Annotated in this window: 18 protein-coding genes and 1 riboswitch; of the genes, 3 read left to right on the top strand and 15 right to left on the bottom strand. The window is 68.8% G+C overall.

The genetic code is table 11. The features are described 5' to 3' along the window. Positions 1–60: 60 nt before the first annotated feature. Genes gcvPB through gcvT form a run of 4 tightly spaced genes read right to left on the bottom strand, consistent with a single transcriptional unit; the run spans position 61 to position 4,536 of the window. Positions 61–1,614: an aminomethyl-transferring glycine dehydrogenase subunit GcvPB gene (gene gcvPB / locus OPU67_RS01945; protein WP_420708937.1), complete on the bottom strand. Its 1,554-nt coding sequence runs from the start codon at positions 1,612–1,614 to the stop codon at positions 61–63. After that, on the bottom strand, positions 1,611–2,987 hold the full coding sequence (gcvPA, locus tag OPU67_RS01940; RefSeq protein ID WP_267617133.1) for an aminomethyl-transferring glycine dehydrogenase subunit GcvPA: 1,377 nt from the start codon (positions 2,985–2,987) through the stop codon (positions 1,611–1,613). Before gcvPA ends, gcvPB begins: the two co-directional genes overlap by 4 nt. Positions 2,988–3,024: 37 nt before the next feature. Next, a complete protein-coding gene (gcvH, locus tag OPU67_RS01935; RefSeq protein ID WP_267617132.1) occupies positions 3,025–3,393 on the bottom strand; it encodes a glycine cleavage system protein GcvH in 369 nt (122 codons plus the stop codon). Between the two features lie 3 nt (positions 3,394–3,396). Next, positions 3,397–4,536, bottom strand: coding sequence for a glycine cleavage system aminomethyltransferase GcvT (gcvT, locus tag OPU67_RS01930; protein ID WP_267617130.1), 1,140 nt, complete (start codon positions 4,534–4,536; stop codon positions 3,397–3,399). A 57-nt stretch (positions 4,537–4,593) separates the two neighbouring features. Beyond that, a riboswitch (glycine riboswitch) is annotated at positions 4,594–4,703 on the bottom strand. 240 nt (positions 4,704–4,943) lie between these two features. Here gcvT and OPU67_RS01925 point away from each other — a divergent pair. Continuing rightward, positions 4,944–6,143 (top strand): cation:proton antiporter, encoded by a 1,200-nt coding sequence (locus tag OPU67_RS01925; RefSeq protein WP_267617129.1) that lies wholly within the window; start codon positions 4,944–4,946, stop codon positions 6,141–6,143. 3 nt (positions 6,144–6,146) lie between these two features. On the opposite strand, the gene OPU67_RS01920 is transcribed toward OPU67_RS01925, so the two are convergent. The 8 genes from OPU67_RS01920 to OPU67_RS01885 all read right to left on the bottom strand — a co-directional run bounded on the left by OPU67_RS01920 (position 6,147) and on the right by OPU67_RS01885 (position 16,869). Next, entirely contained in the window at positions 6,147–7,349 is a 1,203-nt protein-coding gene (locus OPU67_RS01920) for a serine hydrolase domain-containing protein (RefSeq protein ID WP_267617128.1), read from the bottom strand. A gap of 31 nt (positions 7,350–7,380) precedes the next feature. Beyond that, positions 7,381–10,008: a methionine synthase gene (gene metH / locus OPU67_RS01915; protein ID WP_267617127.1), complete on the bottom strand. Its 2,628-nt coding sequence runs from the start codon at positions 10,006–10,008 to the stop codon at positions 7,381–7,383. Between the two features lie 91 nt (positions 10,009–10,099). Next, positions 10,100–11,143, bottom strand: coding sequence for a homocysteine S-methyltransferase family protein (locus OPU67_RS01910; protein WP_267617126.1), 1,044 nt, complete (start codon positions 11,141–11,143; stop codon positions 10,100–10,102). Beyond that, positions 11,140–12,069 (bottom strand): methylenetetrahydrofolate reductase [NAD(P)H], encoded by a 930-nt coding sequence (gene metF, locus OPU67_RS01905; RefSeq protein ID WP_267617125.1) that lies wholly within the window; start codon positions 12,067–12,069, stop codon positions 11,140–11,142. Before metF ends, OPU67_RS01910 begins: the two co-directional genes overlap by 4 nt. Beyond that, positions 12,066–13,067: an ArsR/SmtB family transcription factor gene (locus OPU67_RS01900; protein WP_420708936.1), complete on the bottom strand. Its 1,002-nt coding sequence runs from the start codon at positions 13,065–13,067 to the stop codon at positions 12,066–12,068. Before OPU67_RS01900 ends, metF begins: the two co-directional genes overlap by 4 nt. Before the next feature lie 85 nt (positions 13,068–13,152). After that, entirely contained in the window at positions 13,153–14,340 is a 1,188-nt protein-coding gene (galK, locus tag OPU67_RS01895; protein ID WP_267617123.1) for a galactokinase, read from the bottom strand. Positions 14,341–14,356: 16 nt separating this feature from the next. Beyond that, positions 14,357–15,382, bottom strand: a complete 1,026-nt coding sequence (locus tag OPU67_RS01890) for a UDP-glucose--hexose-1-phosphate uridylyltransferase (RefSeq protein ID WP_267617122.1) — start codon at positions 15,380–15,382, stop codon at positions 14,357–14,359. Continuing rightward, on the bottom strand, positions 15,379–16,869 hold the full coding sequence (locus OPU67_RS01885) for a sodium:solute symporter family transporter (RefSeq protein ID WP_267617120.1): 1,491 nt from the start codon (positions 16,867–16,869) through the stop codon (positions 15,379–15,381). The genes OPU67_RS01890 and OPU67_RS01885 overlap by 4 nt, the downstream gene beginning before the upstream one ends. A gap of 99 nt (positions 16,870–16,968) precedes the next feature. Between OPU67_RS01885 and OPU67_RS01880 the strand changes: the two genes are divergently transcribed. Further along, a complete protein-coding gene (locus OPU67_RS01880; protein ID WP_267617119.1) occupies positions 16,969–19,059 on the top strand; it encodes an alpha-galactosidase in 2,091 nt (696 codons plus the stop codon). After that, a complete protein-coding gene (locus OPU67_RS01875) occupies positions 19,056–20,990 on the top strand; it encodes a beta-galactosidase (RefSeq protein ID WP_267617117.1) in 1,935 nt (644 codons plus the stop codon). The genes OPU67_RS01880 and OPU67_RS01875 overlap by 4 nt, the downstream gene beginning before the upstream one ends. A 7-nt stretch (positions 20,991–20,997) precedes the next feature. On the opposite strand, the gene OPU67_RS01870 is transcribed toward OPU67_RS01875, so the two are convergent. The 3 genes from OPU67_RS01870 to OPU67_RS01860 all read right to left on the bottom strand — a co-directional run bounded on the left by OPU67_RS01870 (position 20,998) and on the right by OPU67_RS01860 (position 24,061). Further along, positions 20,998–21,894 carry an NAD(P)H-binding protein gene (locus OPU67_RS01870; RefSeq protein ID WP_267617115.1) on the bottom strand — a complete coding sequence of 299 codons (897 nt, stop codon included), beginning with the start codon at positions 21,892–21,894 and terminating at the stop codon, positions 20,998–21,000. A 62-nt stretch (positions 21,895–21,956) separates the two neighbouring features. After that, complete coding sequence (locus OPU67_RS01865; protein WP_267617114.1) at positions 21,957–23,519, bottom strand: hypothetical protein; 1,563 nt, start codon at positions 23,517–23,519, stop codon at positions 21,957–21,959. Positions 23,520–23,677: 158 nt separating this feature from the next. Beyond that, positions 23,678–24,061: a GtrA family protein gene (locus tag OPU67_RS01860; RefSeq protein ID WP_267617112.1), complete on the bottom strand. Its 384-nt coding sequence runs from the start codon at positions 24,059–24,061 to the stop codon at positions 23,678–23,680. Between the last annotated feature and the right edge of the window lie 2 nt (positions 24,062–24,063).

Here is a 24,063-nt window from a genome sequence, read left to right as displayed (position 1 = left end):
GCCATCGGCGGCAGGGACACCCATCCCCAACCCCTTCCCTCAAGGGAAGGGGCTTTCGGCTTACCCCTCGTAGGCGAGCTTGGGCTTGCGTGCCGCGCCGGTCTCGTCGAGGCGGCGGCGAGGGGAGTAGTAGGGGGCCTGCTTCAGCGCCTCGTCACCCTTAAGGGCGCGTTCCACCACACCGCGGAAGGCGGTGATGAACTGGTCAATCGCGGCCTTGCTCTCGGTCTCGGTCGGCTCGACCAGCATCGCGCCGTGGACCACCAGCGGGAAATAGACCGTCATCGGGTGATAGCCCTCGTCGATCAGACCCTTGGCGACGTCCAGGGTGGACAGGCCGTTGGTGAAGTCCTTGTCGCCGAACAGCGCCTCGTGCATGCACGGCCCGCTAGCCCCGAACGGCGCGTGGAGAATGTCCTCCATGCTGCGCAGGATGTAGTTGGCGTTGAGCACCGCGTCCTCGGCGACCTGCTTGAGGCCGTCCGCCCCGTGGCTGAGGATGTAGGTCAGCGCGCGGGTGAACATCCCCATCTGCCCGTGGAAAGCTGTCATGCGGCCAAACGAAGGCCCGCGCTCCTCGCGGTTCTCTTCCTCGACGAGGTAGAACTCCCCGCCCTCAGCCTGGCGGATGAAGGGCAGCGGGGCGAAGGGGGCGAGCGCCTCGGACAGCACCACCGGCCCCGAGCCCGGCCCGCCGCCGCCGTGGGGCGTCGAGAAGGTCTTGTGGAGATTGATGTGCATCGCGTCCACGCCGAGGTCGCCCGGGCGCACCTTGCCGACGATCGCGTTGAAGTTCGCCCCGTCGCAATAGACATAGCCGCCCGCGGCGTGAACCGCATCGGCGATTTCGCGGAAGTCCTTCTCGAACAACCCGCAGGTGTTGGGGTTGGTGATCATCACGCCGGCCACGTCCGGCCCGAGGCGGGCCTTCAATGCGGCGACATCGACGCGGCCTTCGGGCGTCGCGGGGATGTCCTCGACCCGGTAGCCGGCGAAGGCGGCGGTGGCCGGGTTGGTGCCGTGGGCGCTTTCGGGCACCAGCACCACCTCGCGCGCGTCACCGCGCGCTTCGTGGGCGGCGCGGATTGCGAGGATGCCGCACAGCTCGCCATGGGCGCCGGCCTTGGGACTCATCGCCACCGCCGGCATACCCGTCAGCGTGCACAGCCAGTGGCCGAGCTGGTGGATCACCTCGAGCGCGCCCTGCACCGTCGACTGGGGCGCGAGCGGGTGGATATCTGCAAAGCCCGGCAGACGCGCCATCTTCTCGTTGAGGCGCGGGTTGTGCTTCATCGTGCAGCTACCGAGCGGGAAGAAGCCGAGGTCGATCCCGTAGTTCTGGCGGCTCAAACGGGTGTAGTGGCGCACCGTCTCGGGCTCGGTGAGGCCGACGAGACCGATCGCTTCCGAGCGCGCCAGCCCGCCGAGGCGGTTGGGCGCACCGGCATCCACCGCGGGCAGGTCCACGCCGGTCACGTCGGCGCGGCCGATCTCGAACAGCAGCGGCTCTTCGAGCATCAGCGCGCGGTTGCCGGTGGTGGTGGCCGGGCCGGAGTGGAGCCCGTCGGCGGGGGTCATCTCGGGCTTCCAGCCGGAGGTGTTGGGGGCGTTCATGCGGCGCTCTCCTTGATGCTGGCTTCGAGTTCCTGCGCGAGGCGTTCGATGTCCTCTTCGGTCGTGGTCTCGGTCACGGCGACGAGCAGCGCGTGCTCGAGCGCCTCGACGCCCGGGTAAAGCCGCCCGAGCGACACACCCGCGAGCACGCCCTTGTCGGCGAGGTCGCGGACGATGGCCCGCGCGGGCTTGCCGCCGAGCATCAGCGTGAACTCGTTGAAGAAGGCGTTGTTGAGCACCTCGACGCCGGGCACCTTGGCCAGGCGGTCGGCCGCGATGCAGGCGAGCCGGTGGTTCTCCGCCGCCAGCTCGCGCAGGCCCCGCTCGCCCAGCAGCGTCATGTGGACGGTGAAGGCGAGCGCGCAGAGCCCCGAGTTGGTGCAGATGTTGCTCGTCGCCTTCTCGCGGCGGATATGCTGTTCGCGGGTGGACAGCGTCAGCACGAAGCCGCGCTTGCCCTCGGCATCGGTCGTCTCGCCGCACAACCGGCCCGGCATCTGGCGCACGTGCTTGGGATCGCGCACCGCGAAGAGGCCGAGGTAGGGCCCGCCGAATTGCAGGCCGACGCCGAGCGACTGGCCCTCGCCCACCACGATGTCCGCGCCCATCTCGCCCGGCGACTTGATCGCGCCCAAGGCGACGGGTTCCGTGTTCACCACCACCAGCAGCGCGCCCTTGGCATGAGCGGCTTCGGCAATCGGGGTGAGGTCGGCGATGCGGCCGAGGATGTCGGGATATTGCACCACGACGCAGGCGGTCTCCTCGTCGATCCGCCCGATCAGGCCGGTCAGCTCGGGGTCGGAGGTGATCGAGGGCAGCGCGTCGGCGATCTCGTCGCCGGTGAAGTGCGCCATCGTCTTCACCACTTGCGCATAGTGGGGATGCAGCGCGCCCGAGAGCACCGCGCGCTTGCGCTTGGTGACGCGGGTCGCCATCGCCACCGCCTCCCAGCACGCGGTCGATCCGTCATAGAGCGACGCGTTCGCCACTGCGCAGCCATAGAGCCGCGCGACCTGCGTCTGGAACTCGAACAGCATCTGCAGCGTGCCCTGCGCGATCTCCGGCTGGTAGGGCGTGTAGGCGGTCAGGAACTCGCCGCGCTGGATGATGGTGTCGACGCTCGCCGGCACGTGGTGGCGGTAGGCCCCTGCGCCGAGGAAGAACGGCACGTCGCCCGCCGCCATGTTCTTCGCCGCCAATGCCTTCATGTGGCGTTCCACCGCCATCTCGCTCGCGTGCATCGGCAGGCCATGGATCGGCCCGTCCAATCGGGCGACTTCGGGCACGTCGACGAACAGGTCGTCGATGGTGGAAGCGCCGACTTTCGCCAGCATCGCCTGCCGGTCGGTGTCGGTCAAAGGAAGGTAGCGCATCGATGTCAGCCTCGCTGGGAGAGGATTGCGGGGGGCGTCAGAGGGATTCGACGAAGGCCTTGTAGCCGTCCTCGTCCATCAGCTTGTCGAGCTCGGCGGGTGCGGCGATGGTCATCTTGAAGAACCAGCCGGCGTCCTCGGGCGCGGAGTTGACCAGCGAGGGGTCTTCCTCGAGCGCGGGGTTCACCTCGGTGATCTCGCCGGTGATCGGCGCATAGACGTCGCTCGCAGCCTTGACGGATTCGACCACGGCGGCGTCCTTGCCCTGCTCGATCATCGCGCCGACTTCGGGCAGTTCGACAAAGACGATGTCGCCGAGCTGCCCCTGCGCATAATCGGTGATGCCGACAGTCGCGGTGTCGCCTTCGACTTCGAGCCATTCGTGTTCGTCGGTGTAGTAGCGCATGGGTCAGTTCCCCCTGTGGTAGCGGTGCGGGACAAAAGGTGTGGGCGAGACGGTGGCGGCGAGGCGCTTGCCGCGCACCTCCACCTCGAGCTGCGTGCCGGGCGCGGCGTGTTCGCTCGCGACATATGCCATGGCGATGGGCGCCCCGAGCGTGGGCGAAAACCCGCCGCTGGTGACGGTGCCGACCTTGCCCTCCCCGACGAAGACCTCGGCGCCCTCGCGCGCGGGCAGGCGGCCTTCGAGCTTGAGGCCGACCCACTTGCGGGTGGTGCCCTCGGCGATCTCGCGGATGATCCGCTCCGCGCCCGGGAAGCCCCCTTCGGTGCGGCGGCGCTTGTTGATGCCGAACAGCAGCCCTGCCTCGATCGGCGAGGTGTCGGGCGTCATGTCGTGGCCGTAGAGCGGGAGGCCCGCCTCCAGCCGCAGCGAATCCCGCGCGCCGAGGCCGATGGGCTTCACCTCGGGCTGTTCGCAGATCAGGTCCGCGACGGCGGCGACATTCTCGGCCGGGAGCGAGATCTCGAAGCCGTCCTCGCCGGTGTAGCCCGAGCGGCTGATCCATGCATCGACCCCGCCGAGCTTGAACGCCGCGCCCTTCATGAAGGTGAGGCTGGCGAGCGGCGTGTCGCCGCTGACGAGCCGTTCCAGCGCGGCGAAGGCCTTCGGCCCCTGCAAGGCGAGCAGCGCGCTATCGTCCATGTGGCTGATCGTCACCTCGTCGGGCAGGTGTTCGCGCAGATGGGCGATGTCGTCCCACTTGGTCGCGCCGTTGACGACGAGGTAGAAGCCCTCCGACCAGCGCGTGACCATCAGGTCGTCGAGCACGCCGCCGTTTGCGTCGAGGAGGAGCGAATAGCGCGGGGCACCGTGCTTCAGGGTGGTGAGGTCGATCGGCAGCACCGCTTCGAGCGCAGGCTCCACGCCCTCGCCCGAGATGAACAGCTGACCCATGTGGCTGACATCGAACAGGCCGGCGCTCTCCCGCGTCCAGGTGTGCTCGGCGACGATCCCCTCATACTGGATCGGCATCTCGTAGCCTGCGAAAGGCACCATGCGCGCGCCGCGGGCACGGTGCCAGGCGTCGAGCGGCAGCGGCTCCAGGGGCAGATCTTCGACGAAATCTTCAGCGTCGTGGTCGGTCACGCGGGGCTCCCCGGAAGAATACGGCAGTCCGGCAGCCCCCGAAGGTGCCGCCACGATCCTGCCCCCTCTGTCGGGTGACCTGAGAGCTTCGGCGGGCCGCGAACGACCAGCCTCCCCTTCGGTGGCCCACGGCCTCAAAGCCGGGGGCGCTTTCCAGAGTGTCATGCAGCCGAGCGGTCCGGTGGCCTGAGAGTTTCCGGGGCGGTTGCTCCTTCGGCGCCTCTGCCCCCTGTGCGAGGGGCAGCGGGCTCTCCCGCTCGCCTGCCCGCGCCGGATTCGCACCCCGCGCGGAAGACGCGTGCAGCCCTGCTTGATTTGCTGCATCGCGTCAATCGGGACATCGCTGCGCAGACGTGTGGAAAAGGCGTTTGCCCGGCAAGGCGCTGCCGAATAGACACAGGGCGGGCATGAACATCACCGAAGTCTACCTGATCGCGCTGACGATCATCTTCGCCGTGCCTTGGGCGGTGTGGCGGATCTTCCGCACCGATCACTTCGCGCCGCTGGTCGTCGTCCAGATCGTCGGCGGCATCCTGCTCGGACCCGGCGTGCTCGGCGCGGTGTTCCCCGAATACTACGCCTTCGTGTTCCGGCCCGAGGTGATCGGCGCGCTGAACGGCGTCGCGTGGTGGGCGGTGATGCTGTTCGTCTTCGTCGCCGGGATCGAGCTCGATTTGACGGCCGCCTGGAGGCACCGGCGCGAGACCGGACTCACCGCGGGCCTCGCCTTGGGCGTGCCGCTGCTCGCGGGCACGGCGGCGGCGGCGGTGATCCTGCAATTCCCCGGCTGGCGCGGGGCGGGCGGCGCCTATTGGCAGGCGCTGCTCGGCATCGGCATGGCCTGCGCGGTGACCGCGCTGCCCATCCTCGTGCTGCTGATGGAGAAGCTCGGCGTCCTGCGCGAACAATTGGGTCAGCGCATCCTGCGCTATGCGAGCCTCGACGATATCGCGATCTGGGGCGTGCTGGCGCTGATCCTGCTCGATTGGGAGCGGATCGGGCGGCAAGGCGTGTTCCTTGTCGGCTTCGCACTTGCGGCCGTCGCGATCCGCTGGCTGATGGCGCGCCTGTCCGATAACGACCGCTGGCCGGTCGGCCTCATCTGGCTCGCCGCCTGCGGCTTCGCGGGCGACTGGTCGGGGCTGCACTACATGGTCGGCGCCTTCCTCGCGGGCGTGGTGCTCGACGCCAGGTGGTTCGGGCACGAGGCGATGGACCGCTTCCGCAACGTGGTGCTGCTCACCATCATGCCGGTGTTCTTCCTTTCGACGGGCCTGCGCACCCAATGGGAGAGCGGCGGGCTCGCCGTGTTCGGCGTCGCCGCGCTGCTGCTGGCGGCGGCAGTCGGCGGCAAGCTGCTCGGCGTCCACATCGCCGGCAGGTTCCTCGGCTGGAGCCGCACCGAGGCGAGCCTGATCGGCTGGCTGCTCCAGACCAAGGCGTTGATCATGATCATCTTCGCCAACATCCTGCTCGACAAGGGCGTGATCACCCCCACGACCTTCACCGCGCTGCTGCTGATGGCGGTGGGGAGCACGATGCTGACCAAGCCCTTCGCCACGCCGCTGATCGCGAAGCTGGGCGAGCGGGTGAAGGCCGAGGCGTAGGGCCTATTCGCGCAGCTTCGCAATTGCGAGCGCCCGCGCCATCAGCGCCGTTTCGCGCGGGTCGGAGGCGGCGGTCTCGACCTCGCCGGAAGGCGGCGGAACCTCGGTCGTGAAATAGGCGATGCCGGTCGGATCGTCGTCGGTGGACATCCACAGACCCGAACGAAGCCCGTAAGCCTCCCCCCCGTGGCCAAACCGCCTTCCGCCGTCGCCGAACAGATCATCGCGGCACGGCGGCTCGTTCGCCAGCGCGTAAGTGCCAAGGCCGTATCCGCAAAAGCCGCTGTCGTCCTGCGGCAGGTGGTGGAGCGCCGTGAGCATCGTCTGAAACCACATAGTCTGCGCTTTCACCGACAGGAAACCCGGCTTGCCGTCTATGCGCAGCATCGCCTGCCCGATTTTCGCCAGGTCGATCATCCCGATCCTGACCCCGCCTTGGGGCGAGAAGATCGAGGCGTTGGTTCCGGGCTTGTAGGCGGCAAGGTCGCACGCCTGCCCCTCGGCCAAGGGAATCGTGCAGGCGGGGGGCAGCTCGCCGGGGCCGTCCTTCGCGACTTCGCCGGTGTCGCGGTAGAGCGTCACCGCGCGGGCCTGCATGGCCTCCTCGCAACCCAGCCAGTTGAGGCACGCCTTCACGCCCAGCGGTGCAAACACCAGCCGTTCCACCAGCCGGTCGTAACGCTCCCCGCTCGCCGCTTCCAATGCGGTCGCCACCAGCGGGGAGCCGAGATTGGCATATTCGAAGCTCGGCATCTGCCCCGTGCCCGGATCGCGCCACGCCGCCGGGTCGGCGAGCTTGGCCTGAAGGCTTTCCCCCAGCGGGATGATGTAGCCCGCCCGGTCGCTCAGCCCGGCGCGGTGCATCAGCAGGTGGTAGAGCGTGATCGGTTCGTCCGGGCGGTAGGGCGAGCGCAGTCTCCAGCCAAGATAGTCGGAAACATCCCGGTTCGGATCGATTTTGCCCTCGTCCATCAGCCGCAGCATTGCGAGCGTCATGATAAGCTTGGAGATCGAGGCGATCCGCACCGGATCGTTCGCCTCCACGGCCCGCCCGGTCTGCTTGTTCGCCAGCCCCTCGACGATCAGCGGGCGCACGCTGTCGCGGTCGAAGGCGACCACGACCGTGGCGGGCGGCGGCGCGTTCTGGGCGGCGAGCGGTGCGGCGGCAGAAAGGCAAGCAAGGGCGGCGAGGAGGCGGCGGATCATGCCGCGCATCATCGCTGCGCGCTTGTCCGCGTCAATCGAGATTCGGCCTCAGCCAGCGCTCCGCCTGCTCGACACTCACCCCGCGCCGCGCCGCATAATCTTCCAGCTGGTCGCGGCCGACGCGGGCGACGCCGAAATACTCGGCTTCCGGGTGCCCGAAGTAGAACCCGCTGACGGCGGCGGTCGGCCACATGGCGAAGCTCTCGGTCAGGGTCAGCCCCGCATTTGTCGGCGCGTCCAGCAGGTCGAACAGGATCGGCTTCAGGCTGTGATCGGGGCACGCGGGATAGCCCGGCGCCGGGCGGATGCCCCGATACTCTTCCTTGATCAGCGCCTCGTTGGTGAGCTGTTCATTGGGGGCATAGCCCCACAGCGTGGTGCGCACGTGCTGGTGGAGGGCCTCCGCAAAGGCCTCGGCGAAACGGTCGGCCAGCGCCTTCAGCAGGATGTCGGAGTAATCGTCCTTGTCGGCCTGGAAGCGCGCCGAGTGGGGCTCGATCCCGTGGATGCCGACCGCGAAGCCGCCGATCCAGTCGCCTGCCGGGTCGATGAAGTCGGCAAGGCACATATTGGCGCGGTCGCGGCTCTTCTTCACCTGCTGGCGCAGGAACGGGAGGCGGACGTGCTCCTCGGTCTCGGGCAGGTGGATCGTGACGTCGTCCCCGTCGCGCGCGCAGGGCCACAGGCCCGCGACGCCGCGCGCCGTCAGCCACTTTTCGGCGATGATCCGGTCGAGCATCGCGTTGGCATCGGCGAAAAGCTGGGTCGCGGTCTCGCCCACCACCTCGTCGGTGAGGATCGCGGGGTAGTTGCCGTGCAGTTCCCAGGCGCGGAAGAACGGGGTCCAATCGATGAAGTCGCGCAGGTGCGCCAAGTCCCAGTCGGGGAAGACGTGGAGGCCCGGCTGTTCCGGCGGGGCGGGCTTGTCGGAAAGGAAGGCGTCGTAGAAATTGGCGCGTGCTTCCTCGATCGGCAGGAGCACCGAGGCGCTCTTGCCAGCGCGCGCATCGCGGACATGGGTGTATTCGTCCGCAACCTCGGCGACGTAATCGTCGCGCTGGGTGTCGGAGAGCAGCTTCGACGCCACGCCCACCGCACGGCTCGCGTCGAGCACGTGGATCACCGGGCCATCATAGGCCGGGTCGATCTTGAGCGCGGTGTGCACCTTGGAGGTGGTCGCCCCGCCGATCAGCAGCGGCATGGTCATGCCGGCGCGCTGCATTTCTTCCGCAACGGTCACCATCTCGTCGAGCGAGGGGGTGATGAGACCGGACAGGCCGATCATGTCGGCCTTGTTGTCATTGGCGGCGGCGAGGATCGTCGGCCAGGGGACCATCACGCCGAGGTCGATCACCTCGTAGCCGTTGCACTGAAGCACCACGCCGACGATGTTCTTGCCGATGTCGTGGACGTCGCCCTTCACCGTCGCCATGATGATCTTGCCCTTGGCCTTGCGGTCTTCCTCGGGGAGGAGGTCCTTCTCGGCCTCGATGAAGGGGATGAGGTGGGCGACCGCCTTCTTCATCACGCGCGCGGATTTCACCACCTGCGGCAGGAACATCTTGCCGCTGCCGAACAGGTCGCCGACGACGTTCATGCCGTCCATCAGCGGGCCTTCGATCACTTCGATCGGGCGCCCGCCCTTGGCCGCGATGGCGGCGCGCATCTGTTCGGTGTCGTCGACGATATGCGCGTCGATGCCCTTGACGAGGGCATGTTCGAGCCGCTTCTCGACCGCCCAGCCGCGCCATTCCTCGGCGGCCTTTTCGTCCGAGGCGGACTTGCCCTTGAAGCTTTCGGCCAGCGTGATCAGGCGCTCGGTCGCGTCCGGATCCCGGTTGAGGATCACGTCCTCGCAAGCCTCGCGCAGCGCGGGGTCGATCTGGTCGTAGACGTCCAGTTGCCCCGCGTTGACGATCGCCATGTCGAGGCCCGCGGGGATCGCGTGGTAGAGGAACACCGAATGCATCGCCCGGCGCACGGGTTCGTTGCCGCGGAAGGAGAAGGAGAGGTTGGAGAGGCCCCCGGAGTAATGCGCGTGGGGGCACAGCTCGCGCAATTCGCGCACCGCCTCGATGAAGTCGACGCCGTAATTGTTGTGCTCCTCGATCCCGGTCGCGACCGCGAAGATGTTGGGATCGAAGATGATGTCTTCAGGGGGGAAGCCTTCCGCGACCAGCAGATCATAGGCGCGCTTGCAGATTTCGACCTTGCGCTGCTTTGTGTCGGCCTGCCCGGTCTCGTCGAAGGCCATGACCACCACAGCCGCGCCGTAATCCATGCAGATGCGCGCGTGTTCGAGGAAGGCCGCCTCGCCCTCCTTCATGCTGATCGAGTTGACGATCGGCTTGCCGGAGACGCACTTCAGCCCTGCCTCGATGACGTGGAACTTCGACGAGTCGATCATCACCGGCACCCGGGCAATGTCGGGCTCGGCAGCGATCAGCTTGAGGAAGGTCGTCATGGCGTGCACCGCGTCGAGCAGCCCTTCGTCCATGTTGACGTCGATCACCTGCGCGCCGTTCTCGACCTGCTGGCGCGCGACTTCGACGGCGGCGGCGTAATCGCCCGCCATGATGAGCTTCTTGAACGCCGCGCTCCCGGTGACGTTGGTGCGCTCGCCGATATTGATGAAGCGGGAGGAGGAGGGTTGGGTCACGATTTCAGTTCTCTGTTTCCGTTCGCCTCGAGCGTAGTCGAGAGGCCCCGCGCTGGTGTCTCGACTACGCTCGACACGAACGGGTGTGGTTCTAAGCGGCGATAAACGCCTCGAGCCCCGCCAGCTTCATCGCCGGTTCGGGGGTGGGCACCACGCGCGGTTCGGACTTGGCCACCGCCCTCGCGATCGCGGCGATGTGCGCTGGCGAAGATCCGCAGCACCCGCCGAGGATGTTGACCTGGCCGTGATCGGCCCAGTCCTTGACCAGCCCCGCCGTGGTATCGGGCAGTTCGTCATATTCGCCGAGTTCGTTGGGGAGCCCGGCATTGGGGTAGATCATCAACAGCGTGTCGGCGATCTGCGACAGCACCTTCACGTGCGGGCGCAATTGTTCGGCGCCGAAGCTGCAATTGAGCCCGATGGTGAGCGGCTTGGCGTGGCGCACCGCGTACCAGAAGGCCTCGACCGTATGCCCGGAGAGATTGCGGCCCGACAGGTCGGTGAGCGTCATCGAGATCATCACCGGCACGTCCCGGCCAAGCTCGCGCTCCAGCTTCTTCACCGCCATGATCCCGGCCTTGGCGTTGAGGGTGTCGAACACGGTTTCGATCAGGATGAAGTCCACCCCGCCCTCGACCAGCGCGCGGGCCTGTTCAAGATAGACGTCGACCAGAAAATCGAAGTCGATCTCGCGGAAGCCCGGGTCTTCGACGTCGGGGCTCAGCGATAGCGTCTTGTTGGTCGGCCCGATCGCGCCCGCGACAAAGCGGGGCCGTCCGTCCTTCGCCTCGAATTCCTCCGCCAGCGCGCGGGCGAGCTTGCCGCTCGCCACATTGATCTCGCGCACCAGACCTTCCGCCGCATAATCGGCCTGCGAAATGCGGTTGGCCGAGAAGGTGTTGGTCGAGACGATGTCCGATCCGGCCTCGAAATAGGCGCGGGTGATGTCGCTCAGCACGTCGGGGCGCGTCAGGGCGAGGATGTCGTTGTTACCCTTCTGATCGGCAGGCAGGCCAAGATCGCCCGCATAATCCTCCTCGGTCAGCTTGCGCAGCTGGATCTGCGTCCCGAAGGCGCCGTCGAAGATCAGCACGCGGTCCCGGGCAGCGGCGGTCAGGCGTTCGCGGGGGGTCATGCAGCGTCTCCGATGGGGCGCTTCCCGAGCAGGTGGCAGATCGCGTAGGCGAGCTCGGGGCGGTTGAGGGTGTAGAAGTGGAAGTCGCGCACCCCGCCCGCATAGAGGCGGCGGCACAGCTCGGCGGCCACCGTGGCCGCGATCAGCTGGCGGGCGGCGGGCTTCTCGTCGAGGCCCTCGAACAGGCCGTCCATCCACGCCGGGATCGCGGCCCCGCAGGCGGCGGCGAACTTGCGCGCCTGGGCGACGTTGGTGACGGGGAGGATGCCCGGCAGGATCGGCGCGGTGATCCCGGCCGCGGCGCAGGCGTCGCGGAAGCGGAAGAAGGTTTCCGCGGAGAAGAAGAACTGGCTGATTGCGCGCGTCGCCCCGACATCAAGCTTGCGCTTGAGGTTGTCGATGTCGTCCTGCGGGCTCGCCGCGTCGGGGTGGCACTCGGGATAGGCCGCGACCGAGATCTCGAAGGGGGCGATCGCCTTGAGGCCCGCGACGAGTTCCGCGGCGCTCGCGTAGCCTTCCGGGTGCGGGGTGAAGGGCGCGCCGGGCTCGCCCGCGTCGCCGCGCAGCGCGACGATGTGGCGCACGCCGGCCTCCCAGTATTGCTCGGCGACCTCGCGGATTTCCGCCTTGGACGCCGCGACGCAGGTGAGGTGCGCGGCCGCCGGCAGCTTCGCCTCGGCGATGATCCGCGCGACCGTCGCATGGGTGCGCTCGCGGGTCGAACCGCCCGCGCCGTAGGTGACCGACACGAAGCTCGGCTCCAAGGGCTTCAGCTGCGTCACCGCATCCCACAGCTGCTCCTCCATCTTCTCCGACTTGGGCGGGAAGAATTCGAAGCTCACCGCAACGTCGCCGGGCAGTCCCGAGAACAACGGGGTGTCGGTGGCGGTGCGGTATTCCTGCAATTGGTCGAGGGTCGGTGTCATCGGGCGGTTTCCAGGGCCGGGGTGGTGGTGACGGAAGCGGGTTCGGGTCGGCGCGTGGCGGTCCAGATCTTGACGACCAGCTTGCCCCCTTCGAGCGCGAGCGGGTCATGCGCGGCAAAGCCGGCGGCGGCGAGCAGGTCGGCCATCTGGCGATCCGAAAAGCCGAGCCGCACGTGCTGATGACGGGTGCGCAGCTCCTCGCGGTCGTGGCTGGCAAAATCGACGATGGCGATCCGCCCGCCGCCGCGCAGCACCCGCGCCGCTTCAGAGAGCGCAGGGGCGGGATCGGCGGCAAAGTGCAGCACCTGGTGGAGGATCACCGTGTCGAAGCTCGCATCGGCAAAGGGCAGTGCGGCGAAATCGCCCTGCACCAGTTCGACGCTCGCGGCGGGCAGATGCTGGAGCTTGGCACGGGCGACGCGCAGCATCTCGAGGTTCTTGTCGAGCGCGACGATCCGCTCGGCCCGGGGCGCGAACAGCTCGGCCATGCGGCCCGTGCCGGTGCCGATGTCGAGCAGCGCGCCAAGCGGTGCGGCGGCAAGCGCCTCGGCCAGGTGCCGCTCGACTTCGGCATCGGCGCTGTGGAGCGCGCGCAGTTCGTCCCATTCCCCGGCATGGCGGGCGAAATAGGTCTCGGCCGCCGCCTCGCGCGCCTCCCGGATCGCCGCGAGCTTGCGGCGGTCGGCCTCGCACAGGGCCGCGAAATCCGGCTCCTCGCTTTCGGCGAGCGCGAGCAGCTGCTGGACCGCATCGACCACCGCGCTGCCCGATTCGCTCTGGCGCAGGAACACCCACGAACCCTCGCGGCGGCGCTCGGCGAGCCCAGCGTCGCACAGGATGCCGACATGGCGCGAGACACGCGGCTGGCTCTGGCCGAGCACCTGCGCGAGTTCGCCGACGGCCAGCTCCATCGCGCCCAGAAGGCGGGCGATGCGCAGCCGGGTCGGATCGCCCAAAGCCTTGAAGATGTCCTCGATCGCCATGATGACGAGGAGCATATAAAGATATTTTTATATCTGTAAATCGCCTGCGTGGGTCCGCAAGTTGATGCAGCCGCCCAGGGCGGCCCTCAGATGGATTTCATCAACCAAGCACGATCGGCGCCGCCCCGCCGATCGGTTTGAAGGTCTCGGCCGAGGCAGGCAGGTCGGCGGTCGCGCGGTTGTAGCGCGCCACCGCATCGTCGATCGCGGTGCGCGCATCCGCCGCGCTCACCGCGACGAGGCAGCCGCCGAATCCCGCGCCGGTCAGCCGCACCCCGCCGGCCTCGCCGAGCGCCTCGCGCACCAGTCCCTGCAAGTGGTCGATGGCGGGCAGCGACACGTCGAAGTCCGCCGCAAGCGAGCGGTGCGCCTCGTCCATCAGCGCCGCGAGCGCCGCCGTGTCGCCGGTCGCCAGCGCGACGGCGACGGGCTCCACCCGCTCCATCTCGCCCACCACATGGCGCGCGCGCTTGAACAGCACCGGATCGAGCGCCCCCTCCTCGGCGAGCAGCGCCGCGGAATCGAGGTCGCGCAGCGCCTTGACCCCGAAGTGCTCGGCCACCGCCTCGCATTCCGCACGGCGCTGGTTGAAGGCGCTGGTGGTGAGATCGCGGCGCAGGCCGGTGTCGATCACGGTCACCGCGAGGCTCCCGTGGATCGGGATCGGCAAGGTCTGGAGCGTGCGGCAATCGAGCAGCAGCGCGTGCCCCTCGACGCTCGCGGCCGAGGCCATCTGATCCATGATCCCGCAGGCGCAGCCGACGAAGTCGTTCTCGGCGATCTGGGCGATCTTGGCGAGCGTCTCGGGCGCAAGGCTGAGGCCCGAATACTCGGAAGCCGCAAGCGCCACCGCCACGCCGAAGGCCGCCGACGAGGAAAGCCCCGCGCCGATCGGCACGTCCCCGGCGATCGCGATGCGCGCAGGCCGGACCTTGTGGCCGTAGCGGCCCATCGCCTGGATCACGCCGCGCACGTGGTTCTGCCAGTTGTTCTCGCCCGGCGTGATCCGGCCGCCGAGTGCGAAGCTGTCGCGCGCGCTCGCCATATCGCCCATGTCGAGCGCCACCGCCTCGAAATGCGGCACCTTGGCCTCCGGCGCGGGCGGGCCGAGCGCCACGATCGTCTCGCGGTCGATCGCGCAGGGCAGCACGTAGCCGTCATTGTAATCGACGTGTTCGCCGATCAGGTTGACCCGGCCGGGTGCCGCGAAAAAGCGCGTCGGCTCCACCCCGTAGGCGAGGCGGAAGCCCTGACGGGCGCGGGCAATCAGGCGGTCGCGGCGATCCATGGAAACTCCTGGGGGCTCAATCGGCGTAATGCACTATTCCGCTGACGCCGCGCAACATTTCCGCAGCGCGTTCGGGGGTGAGGTCGCGCTGGGGTTCGGCGAGCATCTCGTAGCCGACCATGAACTTGCGCACCGAGGCCGAGCGCAGCAGCGGCGGATAGAAGTGGGCGTGGAGCTGCCAGTGATCCGCCGGTTCATCGGTGAAGGGCGCCCCGTGCCAGCCCATCGAATAGGGGAAGGACGTGCGGAACAGGTTGTCGTAGCGGGTGGTGAGCGCCTTCAGAATGGCGGCGAGGCTGTCGCGCTGGGTCGGCGCAAGATCGGGCATCCGCGCGACCCGAAAGCGCGGGAGCAGCAGCGTCTCGAAGGGCCAGGCTGCCCAGAACGGGACGATCGCAAGCCAGTCGGCGTTGACCTCGAGCGTGCGCTCGCCTGCGGCTTCGCGCTCGGCCACGTCGAGCAGCATCGCGCGGCCGTGCTCGGCGAGATAGGCGCGCTGGCGGGCGTCCTCGGCGGCGGGTTCCTGCGGCACGTGGGCAGTGGCCCAGACCTGCCCGTGCGGGTGCGGGTTGGAGCAACCCATCATCGCGCCCTTGTTCTCGAACACCTGCACGTGAGCGAAGCGCGCGCCGAGCTCGGCGGTCTGGTCGGCCCAGGTGTCGATCACCGCGCGGATCTGCGCGGGCGACAGGCGGGGGAGCGACCGGCCGTGATCGGGCGAGAAGCAGATGACCCGGCTGACCCCGCCCGACGCCTCGGCCCGGAACAGGGGATCGTCACCCGCCGCGCTGCCCGGCTCGTCGAGGAGCGCGGGAAAATCGTTGTCGAAGACATGGACCCCCTCGTAGGCGGGGTTCGTCTCGCCGCCGACGCGGGCATTGCCGGGGCACAGGTAGCAGGTCGGGTCGTAGGCGGGCGGCGGCGGATCGGGCTCGCTCACCTCGCCCTGCCACGGCCGGCCCATGCGCTGCGGGGAGACCTGCACCCAGCCGCCGGTGAGCGGGTTGAAGCGGCGGTGCGGGCGGGCGGGGTCGAAGGTCATGCAGGGGTGCCGTCGCGGCGCTCGGCTAGGCTCGCGAAGACTTCGCGCGGAGCGAAGCGCGTCCGGCTGCCGAGCGCCAGCCGGTTGAAGGCGAGGGCGGCGACCACGCTGGTGGCGAGCGTCACCACCATGAAGTCGATATAGTGAAGGCCGATGGTCCCGTTCGGCTGGAGCACGAAGGTGTAGAGCGCGTAGAGCGCGAAGCCCCACACCACGCCCACGATCGCGGCGCGGCTCTCGACCCCGGTGAACAGCAGGCCGACGATGAAGGCCGAGAGGATCGGCATCGAGCTGAGGCCGTTCAGCTGCTGGAGCAGGTTGATGATGCTCTCGGCGTTTTCGTAGACCGGGACAAGCGCGATGGAGGCGGCGGTGAGCAGCGCGGTGACGACGGCGGACAGGCGCCAGTGGTTGGCGACGGGGGCCATAAACTTCTCGTGGAAGTCGACCGCATAGAGCCCGACCGCGGCGTTCATCACCGCAGCCGTATGCGCGATCACCGCGGCGGCGATCATCGCGGCGAAGATGCCGGAGAGCCAAGGGGGCAGCACCTCGCCCACCAGCCGGCCGTAAGCCGCATCGTCGATATCGCCGAACAGCTGGAAGGCGACCACGCCCGGGATCACCACGATGGCGGGGATGATGCAGATGCGGATGGCGGCGGCGGCCAGCACGCCCTTCCGCGCCTCGGCGATCGAGGGGGCGGCCATCGCCTTCTGGGTGATCGGCTGGTTGGTCGACCAGTAGTAGATCTGGATGAAGATCATGCCGGTGAACAGCGTGTGGAACGGGATCGGGCTGTCGGCGCCGCCGATCATGGTGAGGCGCTCCGCCGGCACCCCGCGGGCGATGTCCCAGCCGACGGCGTTGAGGGCGAGGATGACGATCAGCACCGCAATGGCGAGCACGCCGACGCCCGAATAGGTCTCCATCACCGCGACCGCACGCAGGCCTCCGCTCATGGTGTAGGCCGCCGCGACCACGCCGAGGAACCCCGCCAGCGCCATGAGCGGCAGGTCTATGCCCGCGGTCTTGAGAAACAGCGCGCCCGAATAGAGCCCGGCCGGCAGGTAGATGAGGATCATCCCGAACAGGAAGATCGCCGACACCAGCGTGCGGATTCCCCCTCCGCCATAACGCATTTCGAGCAGTTCGGTCACGGTCGTGACCCTGGCGCGGTAGTAGATCGGGACAAACACATAGGCGAGGATCAGCAGGCCGACGAAACCGCTGATCTCCCACCACGCGAGCAGCAGCATCTGGTTGCCGTTCATCCCCACCAGCTGGTCGGTCGAAAGGTTGGTGAGCGTGATCGCGCCCGCGACGAAGGCCCAGTTGAGCTTGCCCCCGGCGAGGTAGACGTCCTTGCGCGAGCCGTCGTGGCTTGCCCGCCTGACGGTCGCCCAGGTGGCGAGCGCGATGGCGAGCGTGACGGCCAGGGCTACCCCGATCTGGACGATGCTCCCCCCCGATGTGCCAGCCTGCATTGCGCGCTTCCCCCTCTCTCGTCGGGCGGTTACAGCGCATCGGAGAGTGGCGGACAAGCCTCGCTCGAGGCTTCGTCACCGGCGCGGGAGAGGGACCGGGTGGAATTGCTGCGGCTGGACGGGGAGCGGCTGACGCTGGTCTTGGCGCTGGAAGAAAGCGGGGCGGCGGACCTCGCCTATATCGGCCCGCGCCTGCCCGGGGACGAGGACCTCGCGATGATCGCGGCGGCGGGCGCGCGCGGGCGGCACGAGAGCCAGCCCGACAGCCCGCCCCGCCCCGGCCTCTTTCCCGAGCGCAAGGGCGGGTGGAACGGGACGCCGGCGGTCGTCCTGCGGCGTGCGGGTCGCCGGGTCGAGACGGACCTGCGGATCGCCGCGTGGGAGCGTGCCGAGCGAGCGCTCGCGATCCGCTTCGCGGACCGCCTCGCGGGGGTGGAGGTGCTGTTGCGCTGGCGGTTCGGCGCGGGCGACGTGGTGACGAGCGCCGTTACGATAGCGAACACCGGCGAAGCGCCGCTTGCCGTCGAACGCTGCGCCGCGCTCGCCCTGCCGGTCCCGGCGCGCTTCGCCGAGGTGACCGCCTTCGCGGGCCGCTGGGCCGCCGAGATGCGGGAGCACCGCCGCCCGATCCGCCCCGAGGGCCTCCATCGCGAAGGCGCCGCCGGCAAGCCGGGCTTCGACGGCGCGGGCTGGGTGCTGCTCCACGCCGGAGACGAGACGCTCGGCGCCCATCTCGCGTGGAGCGGCGATGCCTGGCTCACGCTCGATGCCGACCCGCCCGGCGGCGCCGACGGGCGCGCGCAGCTGGTGACGGGCGCTGCCTTGAACCCGGGCGAGGTGGTGCTCGCGCCGGGCGAGACTTTCGACACGCCCGAAGCCGTGCTCGCCCTCGCCCCCGATCGATCGGCGCTGGCGCAGGCCTTCCACGCCCATGTGCGCGCCGAAGTGCTGCCGGAGCGCGCCACCTGGGGCCCGCGCAAGGTTCACCTCAATTCGTGGGAGGCGCTGGGCTTCGACCTTTCGGAGCCCGCCCTGATCGCGCTCGCCGAAAGCGCGGCCGCGCTCGGGGCCGAGCGCTTCGTGCTCGACGATGGCTGGTTCGGCGGGCGCCGGAGCGACCGGACCAGCCTTGGCGACTGGACCGTCTCGCCAGAGGTCTTCCCGAACGGCCTCGCCCCGCTGATCGCCCGCGTCCACGCGCTCGGCATGGACTTCGGCCTGTGGGTCGAGCCGGAGATGGTCTCGCCCGACAGCGACCTTTACCGCGCCCACCCCGACTGGTGCCTGCACACGCCGGGGCGCGAGCGCCCGACCATGCGCGGCCAGCTGGCGCTCGACATGGCGCGCGGCGAAGTGCGCGATTACCTCTTCGCACGCCTCGATGCCCTGCTGCGCAAGCACCCCATCGCCTACCTCAAGTGGGACCACAACCGCGATCTGTTCCCTGCCGCGCCTGGGCAAACCGAGGGCTTCTACGCGCTCCTCGATGCCCTGCGCGCCGCGCACCCCCATGTCGAGATCGAGAGCTGTGCGAGCGGCGGGGGGCGGATCGACTTCGGGGTGCTGCAACGCACTTGCCGCGTCTGGCCCAGCGACAACAACGACGCCATCGAACGCCTGCGCATCATCCCGGCGTGGAGCCAGTTTCTCCCGCTCGAGGTGCTCGGCAGCCATGTCGGCCCTTCGCCCAACCCGATCACCGGACGTCGCCTCGCGATGGATTTTCGCGCCAAGGTGGCGATGTTCGGGCACATGGGGGTCGAGGCCGACCCCGCCCGCATGACTGGCAGGGAGCGCGAAACCCTTGCCGCGCACATCGCGCTCTACAAGGCATGGCGCCCTGTGCTGCATTCGGGCGATTTGCACCGTCTCGCCCACCCCGATCCCGCCGTCACCGCCATGATGGTGACGCACGAGGGCCGGGCGCTGGTGCTGGTCGCCCAGACCGCTTTCTCGTCAATGTTCGACGCCGCGCCGATCCGCCTCGCGGGGCTCGATCCGGCGGCGCGCTACCGCGTGCGCCTGCCCGAGCCTTGGCCGCCGCGCGCACAGCACTACCTCGCCGATCCCGACTTATGGCGCGAGGGCCTCGTCCTCTCCGGCGCCGCCCTGATGACGCACGGCCTCGCGCTGCCCCTCACCCATCCCGAAACCGCGTGGCTCGTCGCGCTGGAGAGACTTGCGCCATGAAGCTCGGCTGCTGCTACTACCCCGAACACTGGCCCGAGGCGATCTGGGCCGAGGATGCGCGGCGCATGGCGGCGATGGGCTTGCAGCTGGTGCGCATCGGCGAATTCGCGTGGAGCCGCATCGAGCCCGAGCCCGGCCGCTTCGACTGGGGGTGGCTTGACCGCGCCATCGACACGCTGGCCGGCGCGGGCCTCAGGATCATCCTCGGCACCCCCACCGCTACCCCGCCGAAGTGGCTGGTGGACCGGATGCCCGACATGGTCGCCATCGACGAGAAGGGCCGCCCCCGCGGCTTCGGCTCGCGGCGGCACTACTGCTTCAGCCACGAAGGCTACCGCGCGGAAGCCGCAAGGATCGTCACCGCGCTGGCGGAACGCTACGGGCGGCACCCGGCCATCGCTATGTGGCAGACCGACAACGAATACGGGTGCCACGACACGGTGCTCAGCTTCTCCAAAGCCGCTGCGAGCGCCTTCCGCGGCTGGCTGGCGGCCCGCTACGGCACCCCTGAGGCCCTTAACGAGGCGTGGGGCAACGTGTTCTGGAGCATGGAATACCGGAGCTTCGCCGAGGTCGATCCGCCGCACCTCACCGTCACCGAAGCGAACCCGGCGCACTGGCTCGACTATCGTCGTTTCGCCTCCGATCAGGTGGCGAGTTTCAACCGCGAGCAGGTCGAGATCCTCCGCGCCCATTCCCCGGACGCGGACATCACCCACAACTTCATGGGCTTCTTCACCGAATTCGATCATTTTCGGCTAGGCCGCGACATCGACGTGGCGACGTGGGATTCCTATCCACTGGGCTTTCTCGAACAGTTCTGGTTCTCGTCGGACGAGAAGCGCGCCTACCTCAGGCAGGGCCACCCCGACATCGCTGCCTTCCACCACGATCTCTATCGGGGGTGCTCGGGAGGGCGCTGGGGGGTGATGGAGCAGCAGCCGGGGCCGGTGAACTGGGCGCGCTTCAACCCCGCGCCGCTCCCCGGAATGGTGGCGCTGTGGACGCTCGAGGCCGCCGCGCACGGGGCCGAGCTCGTCAGCTATTTCCGCTGGCGGCAGTTTCCTCAAGCGCAGGAGCAGATGCACGCCGGGCTCCTGCGCCCCGACAGCTCGGAGGCCGAGGCGGCCGACGAGGTGCGGCAGGCGGCGGCGGTGCTGGCGGAGATCGGCCCGCAGGAATGCGCCAGCGCCCCGGTCGCGCTGGTGTTTTCCTACGAGGCGGCGTGGGTGATCGGCATCCAGCCGCAGGGGGCGAGCTTCCGCTACCTCGAGCTGGTGTTCGAAGCCTATTCGGCGCTGCGCGAGCGCGGGCTCGATGTGGACATCGTCTCGCCCGACGCGGACCTTTCCGGCTACCGCATGGTGGTGGTGCCGACCCTGCCGATCGTGCCCGAGGGTTTCGCGCAGAAGCTGGCGGCGCTCGACGTGCCGGTGCTGCTCGGCCCGCGCTCAGGGAGCAAGGACGCGAGCTTCCGCATTCCCGATGGCCTCGCCCCGGGCGCACTCAAGGCACTGGTGCCGCTCACCGTCACCCGCGTCGAATCCCTGCGCGACGGGGTGGCCGAGGCGGCGGAGGGCTTCGTCGTCACCCGCTGGCGCGAGGATGTGGCGAGCGACCTCGTGCCCGAGCTGACCGATGCGCAAGGCCGCGGCGTCGTTTTCCTGCATGGCCGGGTGCGCTATTGTGCGGCTTGGCCCGACCGCGCGCTGCTCCGCCTGCTGACCGGGCGGATGGCGAGCGAGGCGGGCCTTGCCCTTCTCGATTTGCCCGCAGGGATCCGGGTGCGGCGGAGCCAGACCTGCGTCTTTACCTTCAATTACGCATCGGAGGCGGTGTTCGTGCCGCATCTAAGGGGGGTTTTGCCCCCTGCCAGCTGGCACCTCGACCCCCGCCAGACCCCCGCCAGACCCCCGCTAGACCCCCGCTAGACCCCGCCTAAACCCCCGCCAACAGCCGCTCGTAATGCGATCTGAGCGTCTCCGCGCCGAATTCCGGGGTCAGATCGGCGCGGTAGGTGCCGGTTTCGGGATCGAGCACCAGCATCGATTCGGTGGCATAGTAGCGGGCGATCCGGGCGTATTCGGCCTTCTCGGCGAACCAGTCGGAGAACGGCGCGCCGAGGGCGAGGATGCGCTCGGCGGCGGTGAAGATCCGCGGCGAGACGGACTTGAAGCGGGGCTCCTTGCCGGCCACCTGAAAGAGCAATTCTCCCTGTTCTTTCAGAGAGATGGCAGGGCCGGGCCCGCCGATGGGGAGCACCTTGCCGAGCGCTTGCGGGTTGTCGATGCACTGGCAGATGAAGCGCGCGAGATCATCGTCGCTGATGGGCTTGCAGCGGGTCAACTCGCCGTCGCCGAAGATCAGGAAAGGCTTGCCCGCCTTCACTCTTTTCACCTGTCCGGACAAGGACTTGAAGAAGGCCGTCGGGCGCACGACGGTGTAACCCATGCCGCTCGCGGCAAGCTGTGCCTCGAACCTCAGCTTGGCGTGCTGGAACGCAAGCAGCGGCTTCTGCACGCAGATCGCCGACAACAGGATGAAGTGCCGGGCGCCCGCTGCCTGCGCCGCCTCTAGCAAGGCGATATTGGCTCTGAAATCAACCGCTTGCGCATCCTTCGGTGAGCCCGAGCGGGAGGCGATGCAGGAGATGACGACCTCCGGTTCCGCCTCGCCCATCGACCGCGCGAGCGCCCCGCGGTCCGTCAGCACAGCCCGCCCCGGCGCGGTCACCGCGTGCCCCTCGGCCTCAAGGCGACGCAGCACCGCCGATCCGATCGTGCCGCTCGCCCCGGCGAGAAACACGCGGCGGGAGGCAGGGTTCGGCGACGTCATGCCGTTTTCCTAGCGCGGGCGGAACCGGCGGAAAAGCGCGAGTTTTGCGGCAGCACGCGGCCTCAGCGCACCGGCTCGATGCGGTAGAGCCTGCCGCTGCCGCTGCGCGGGACCGGCACGAAGCCCTCCGGCGCAACGAAGCCGGGCGCGATGTAGCCGACCAGCCACACGTGGGTGAAGGCCGCGCGCGGCAGCTGGGCAAGCGTTGCGGAGAGCCGCGGCCGACCGCCCGGCGGGCACTGGTCGCCCTGCACGAGATGCGAGGGGTCGCTGGTGAAGGGCGCAGCGGCCGGGTAGTGGACCTTGAGCGGATTGAGACCGGGCTGCTGCCACTGGTCGTTCACGAAGGCCCCGCGCCGCGCCATCGCCGCGCCCGCGAGGTGATCGAGCGGCGGCAGCGCCCAGGCCACGTGGCAGGGCTTGACCGAGAAGAAGGCGACCCGCGCGCCGACCGGCAGATTGTCGATCGCCGGAAGCGCTGCCTGGACGAGGCGGTCCTGCTCGACATAGGCGAGGCTCGTCACCGCCAGGCGCCCGGCGAACAAGGCGAGAGCGGCGGCGCCCGCCGCGATCAGGACGCGCGAGCCCTTGCGCACCGGCGCGATGGCCACCAGCCCGATCGCCAATCCATAGGGAAGCAGCCGCATATCGGCAAAGGCCGAGCCGAACACCTTCACGGGCAGGGCGAAAAAGAACAGCACGCACAGGACTGCGGCAATCCCCAGGCCGCGGTCATAGCGCACCGTCCGGCTGAACAGCGCCCAGACGAGCAGCGCCGCCACCACGGCCGCCGAACCGACGTCGATCAACTGCCACTTGGTCCTGAGCGGCGAGAGCAGGAAAATGTACTTGAACAGCAGGTCCCAGCCCGACATCGCCGCACCCGAACTCTCCGCGCGCCACACCACCATCGGCACGATCGGCAAAAGCAGCGGCCAGCAGACGCCGAGGATGCGGACCACCGCCCGCACCGGCTTCTCGCGCGCGGCGAACATCTCGGCCAGCATCGCGGAACCGGTGAGCAGGCCAAGGAAGGCCCAGCCATAGGTGTGGCACACCCAGATCATCGCGCCGGCACCGCCCAGCCACAGGCGAGCGGCCGTGTCGCGTCCCTGCCGGTGCAGGCGCAGCCACGCCACATGGGCGAGCAGCGCCAGCGCCATGCTGAGCACGTAATTGAGAAAGCCGTAGTTGAACGGGTAGCCGTAGAGGAGCGTGATCGCCGCGACGGCGAAGGGCGTGATGCGCCCATGCACCTCGCGCGCGAGCAACAGCAGGCCGAGCACGCCGAGCAGCTGCGCGAGGATGACGGCGGCGTGGACCGATCGCTCGAGCCCGAGCATCGGGTGGAGGACCTCGACCAGGATGTCGCCGCCGAGATTGCCGATCAGCGCCCAATCGTAGGAATAAAAGCGCTGGAGCTCGGGTCGCTGCGCGAGTTCGGTCTGCACCGCGTAGCGACCGAGATGACCGTAAAGATCGGTGAGCGGCGGGAAGCTCACCACCAGCAGCGGGATCAGGGATACGACGCAGATCAACGTGATGAGCGGCCACTCGCCGCGCCAGCCTGACAAGGGACGCGGGCGCACGCCCGGTTGCAGATCGAGGGTCTGTGCAAGGTTCATGGGCTGGAGCTGAATTCGGATCAAGGTTGCGAGAGAGGAACGGGAGGCGAAAAGGCGGCAGCGGTTGCGAAGCGCTGCGGCCAAGCCTCGCGTCGCCCCTGTTCGCCGCCCGGACGCGCGATGTAAACCGCGAACTTCAGAGCCTGCCGCTGCCGGTCTCAGTCACGGCCAGCCGGACGGAAGACGACGAACTGCGAAAGGACGAAGAAGATCGCGACATAGGCGGCGATCGCGGGAAGCTGCGCGAGGGGATTGCCCGGCCCGAGCACGTCGCGCGCGGCGAAGAGCACCGCGAGGTTTGCGCCGTAGGCGACGGCGAAGGCAGCGAGGAAGCGTGCGACCTCCGGCGCCCTCACAGCGCCGGTCACGCCGAAGGTGAAGCGCCGATTGAGCGTGAAGGAGAGCACCAATCCGACCCCGAAGCCCGCAGCGTTGGCAGCGAGGTCGCCGAGGCCTGCCCACAGGCCGACGAAGATCACCGCCCAGCCCACCGCCGAGTTGGCGAGCCCGGTCAGAAGGAAGCGGGCCAGCCGGCCGATCATCG

Origin of the sequence: Erythrobacter sp. WG, from assembly GCF_026586795.1 — a bacterium.
Taxonomy (GTDB): domain Bacteria; phylum Pseudomonadota; class Alphaproteobacteria; order Sphingomonadales; family Sphingomonadaceae; genus Erythrobacter.
This window is presented reverse-complemented; position numbering and strand designations above follow the sequence as displayed.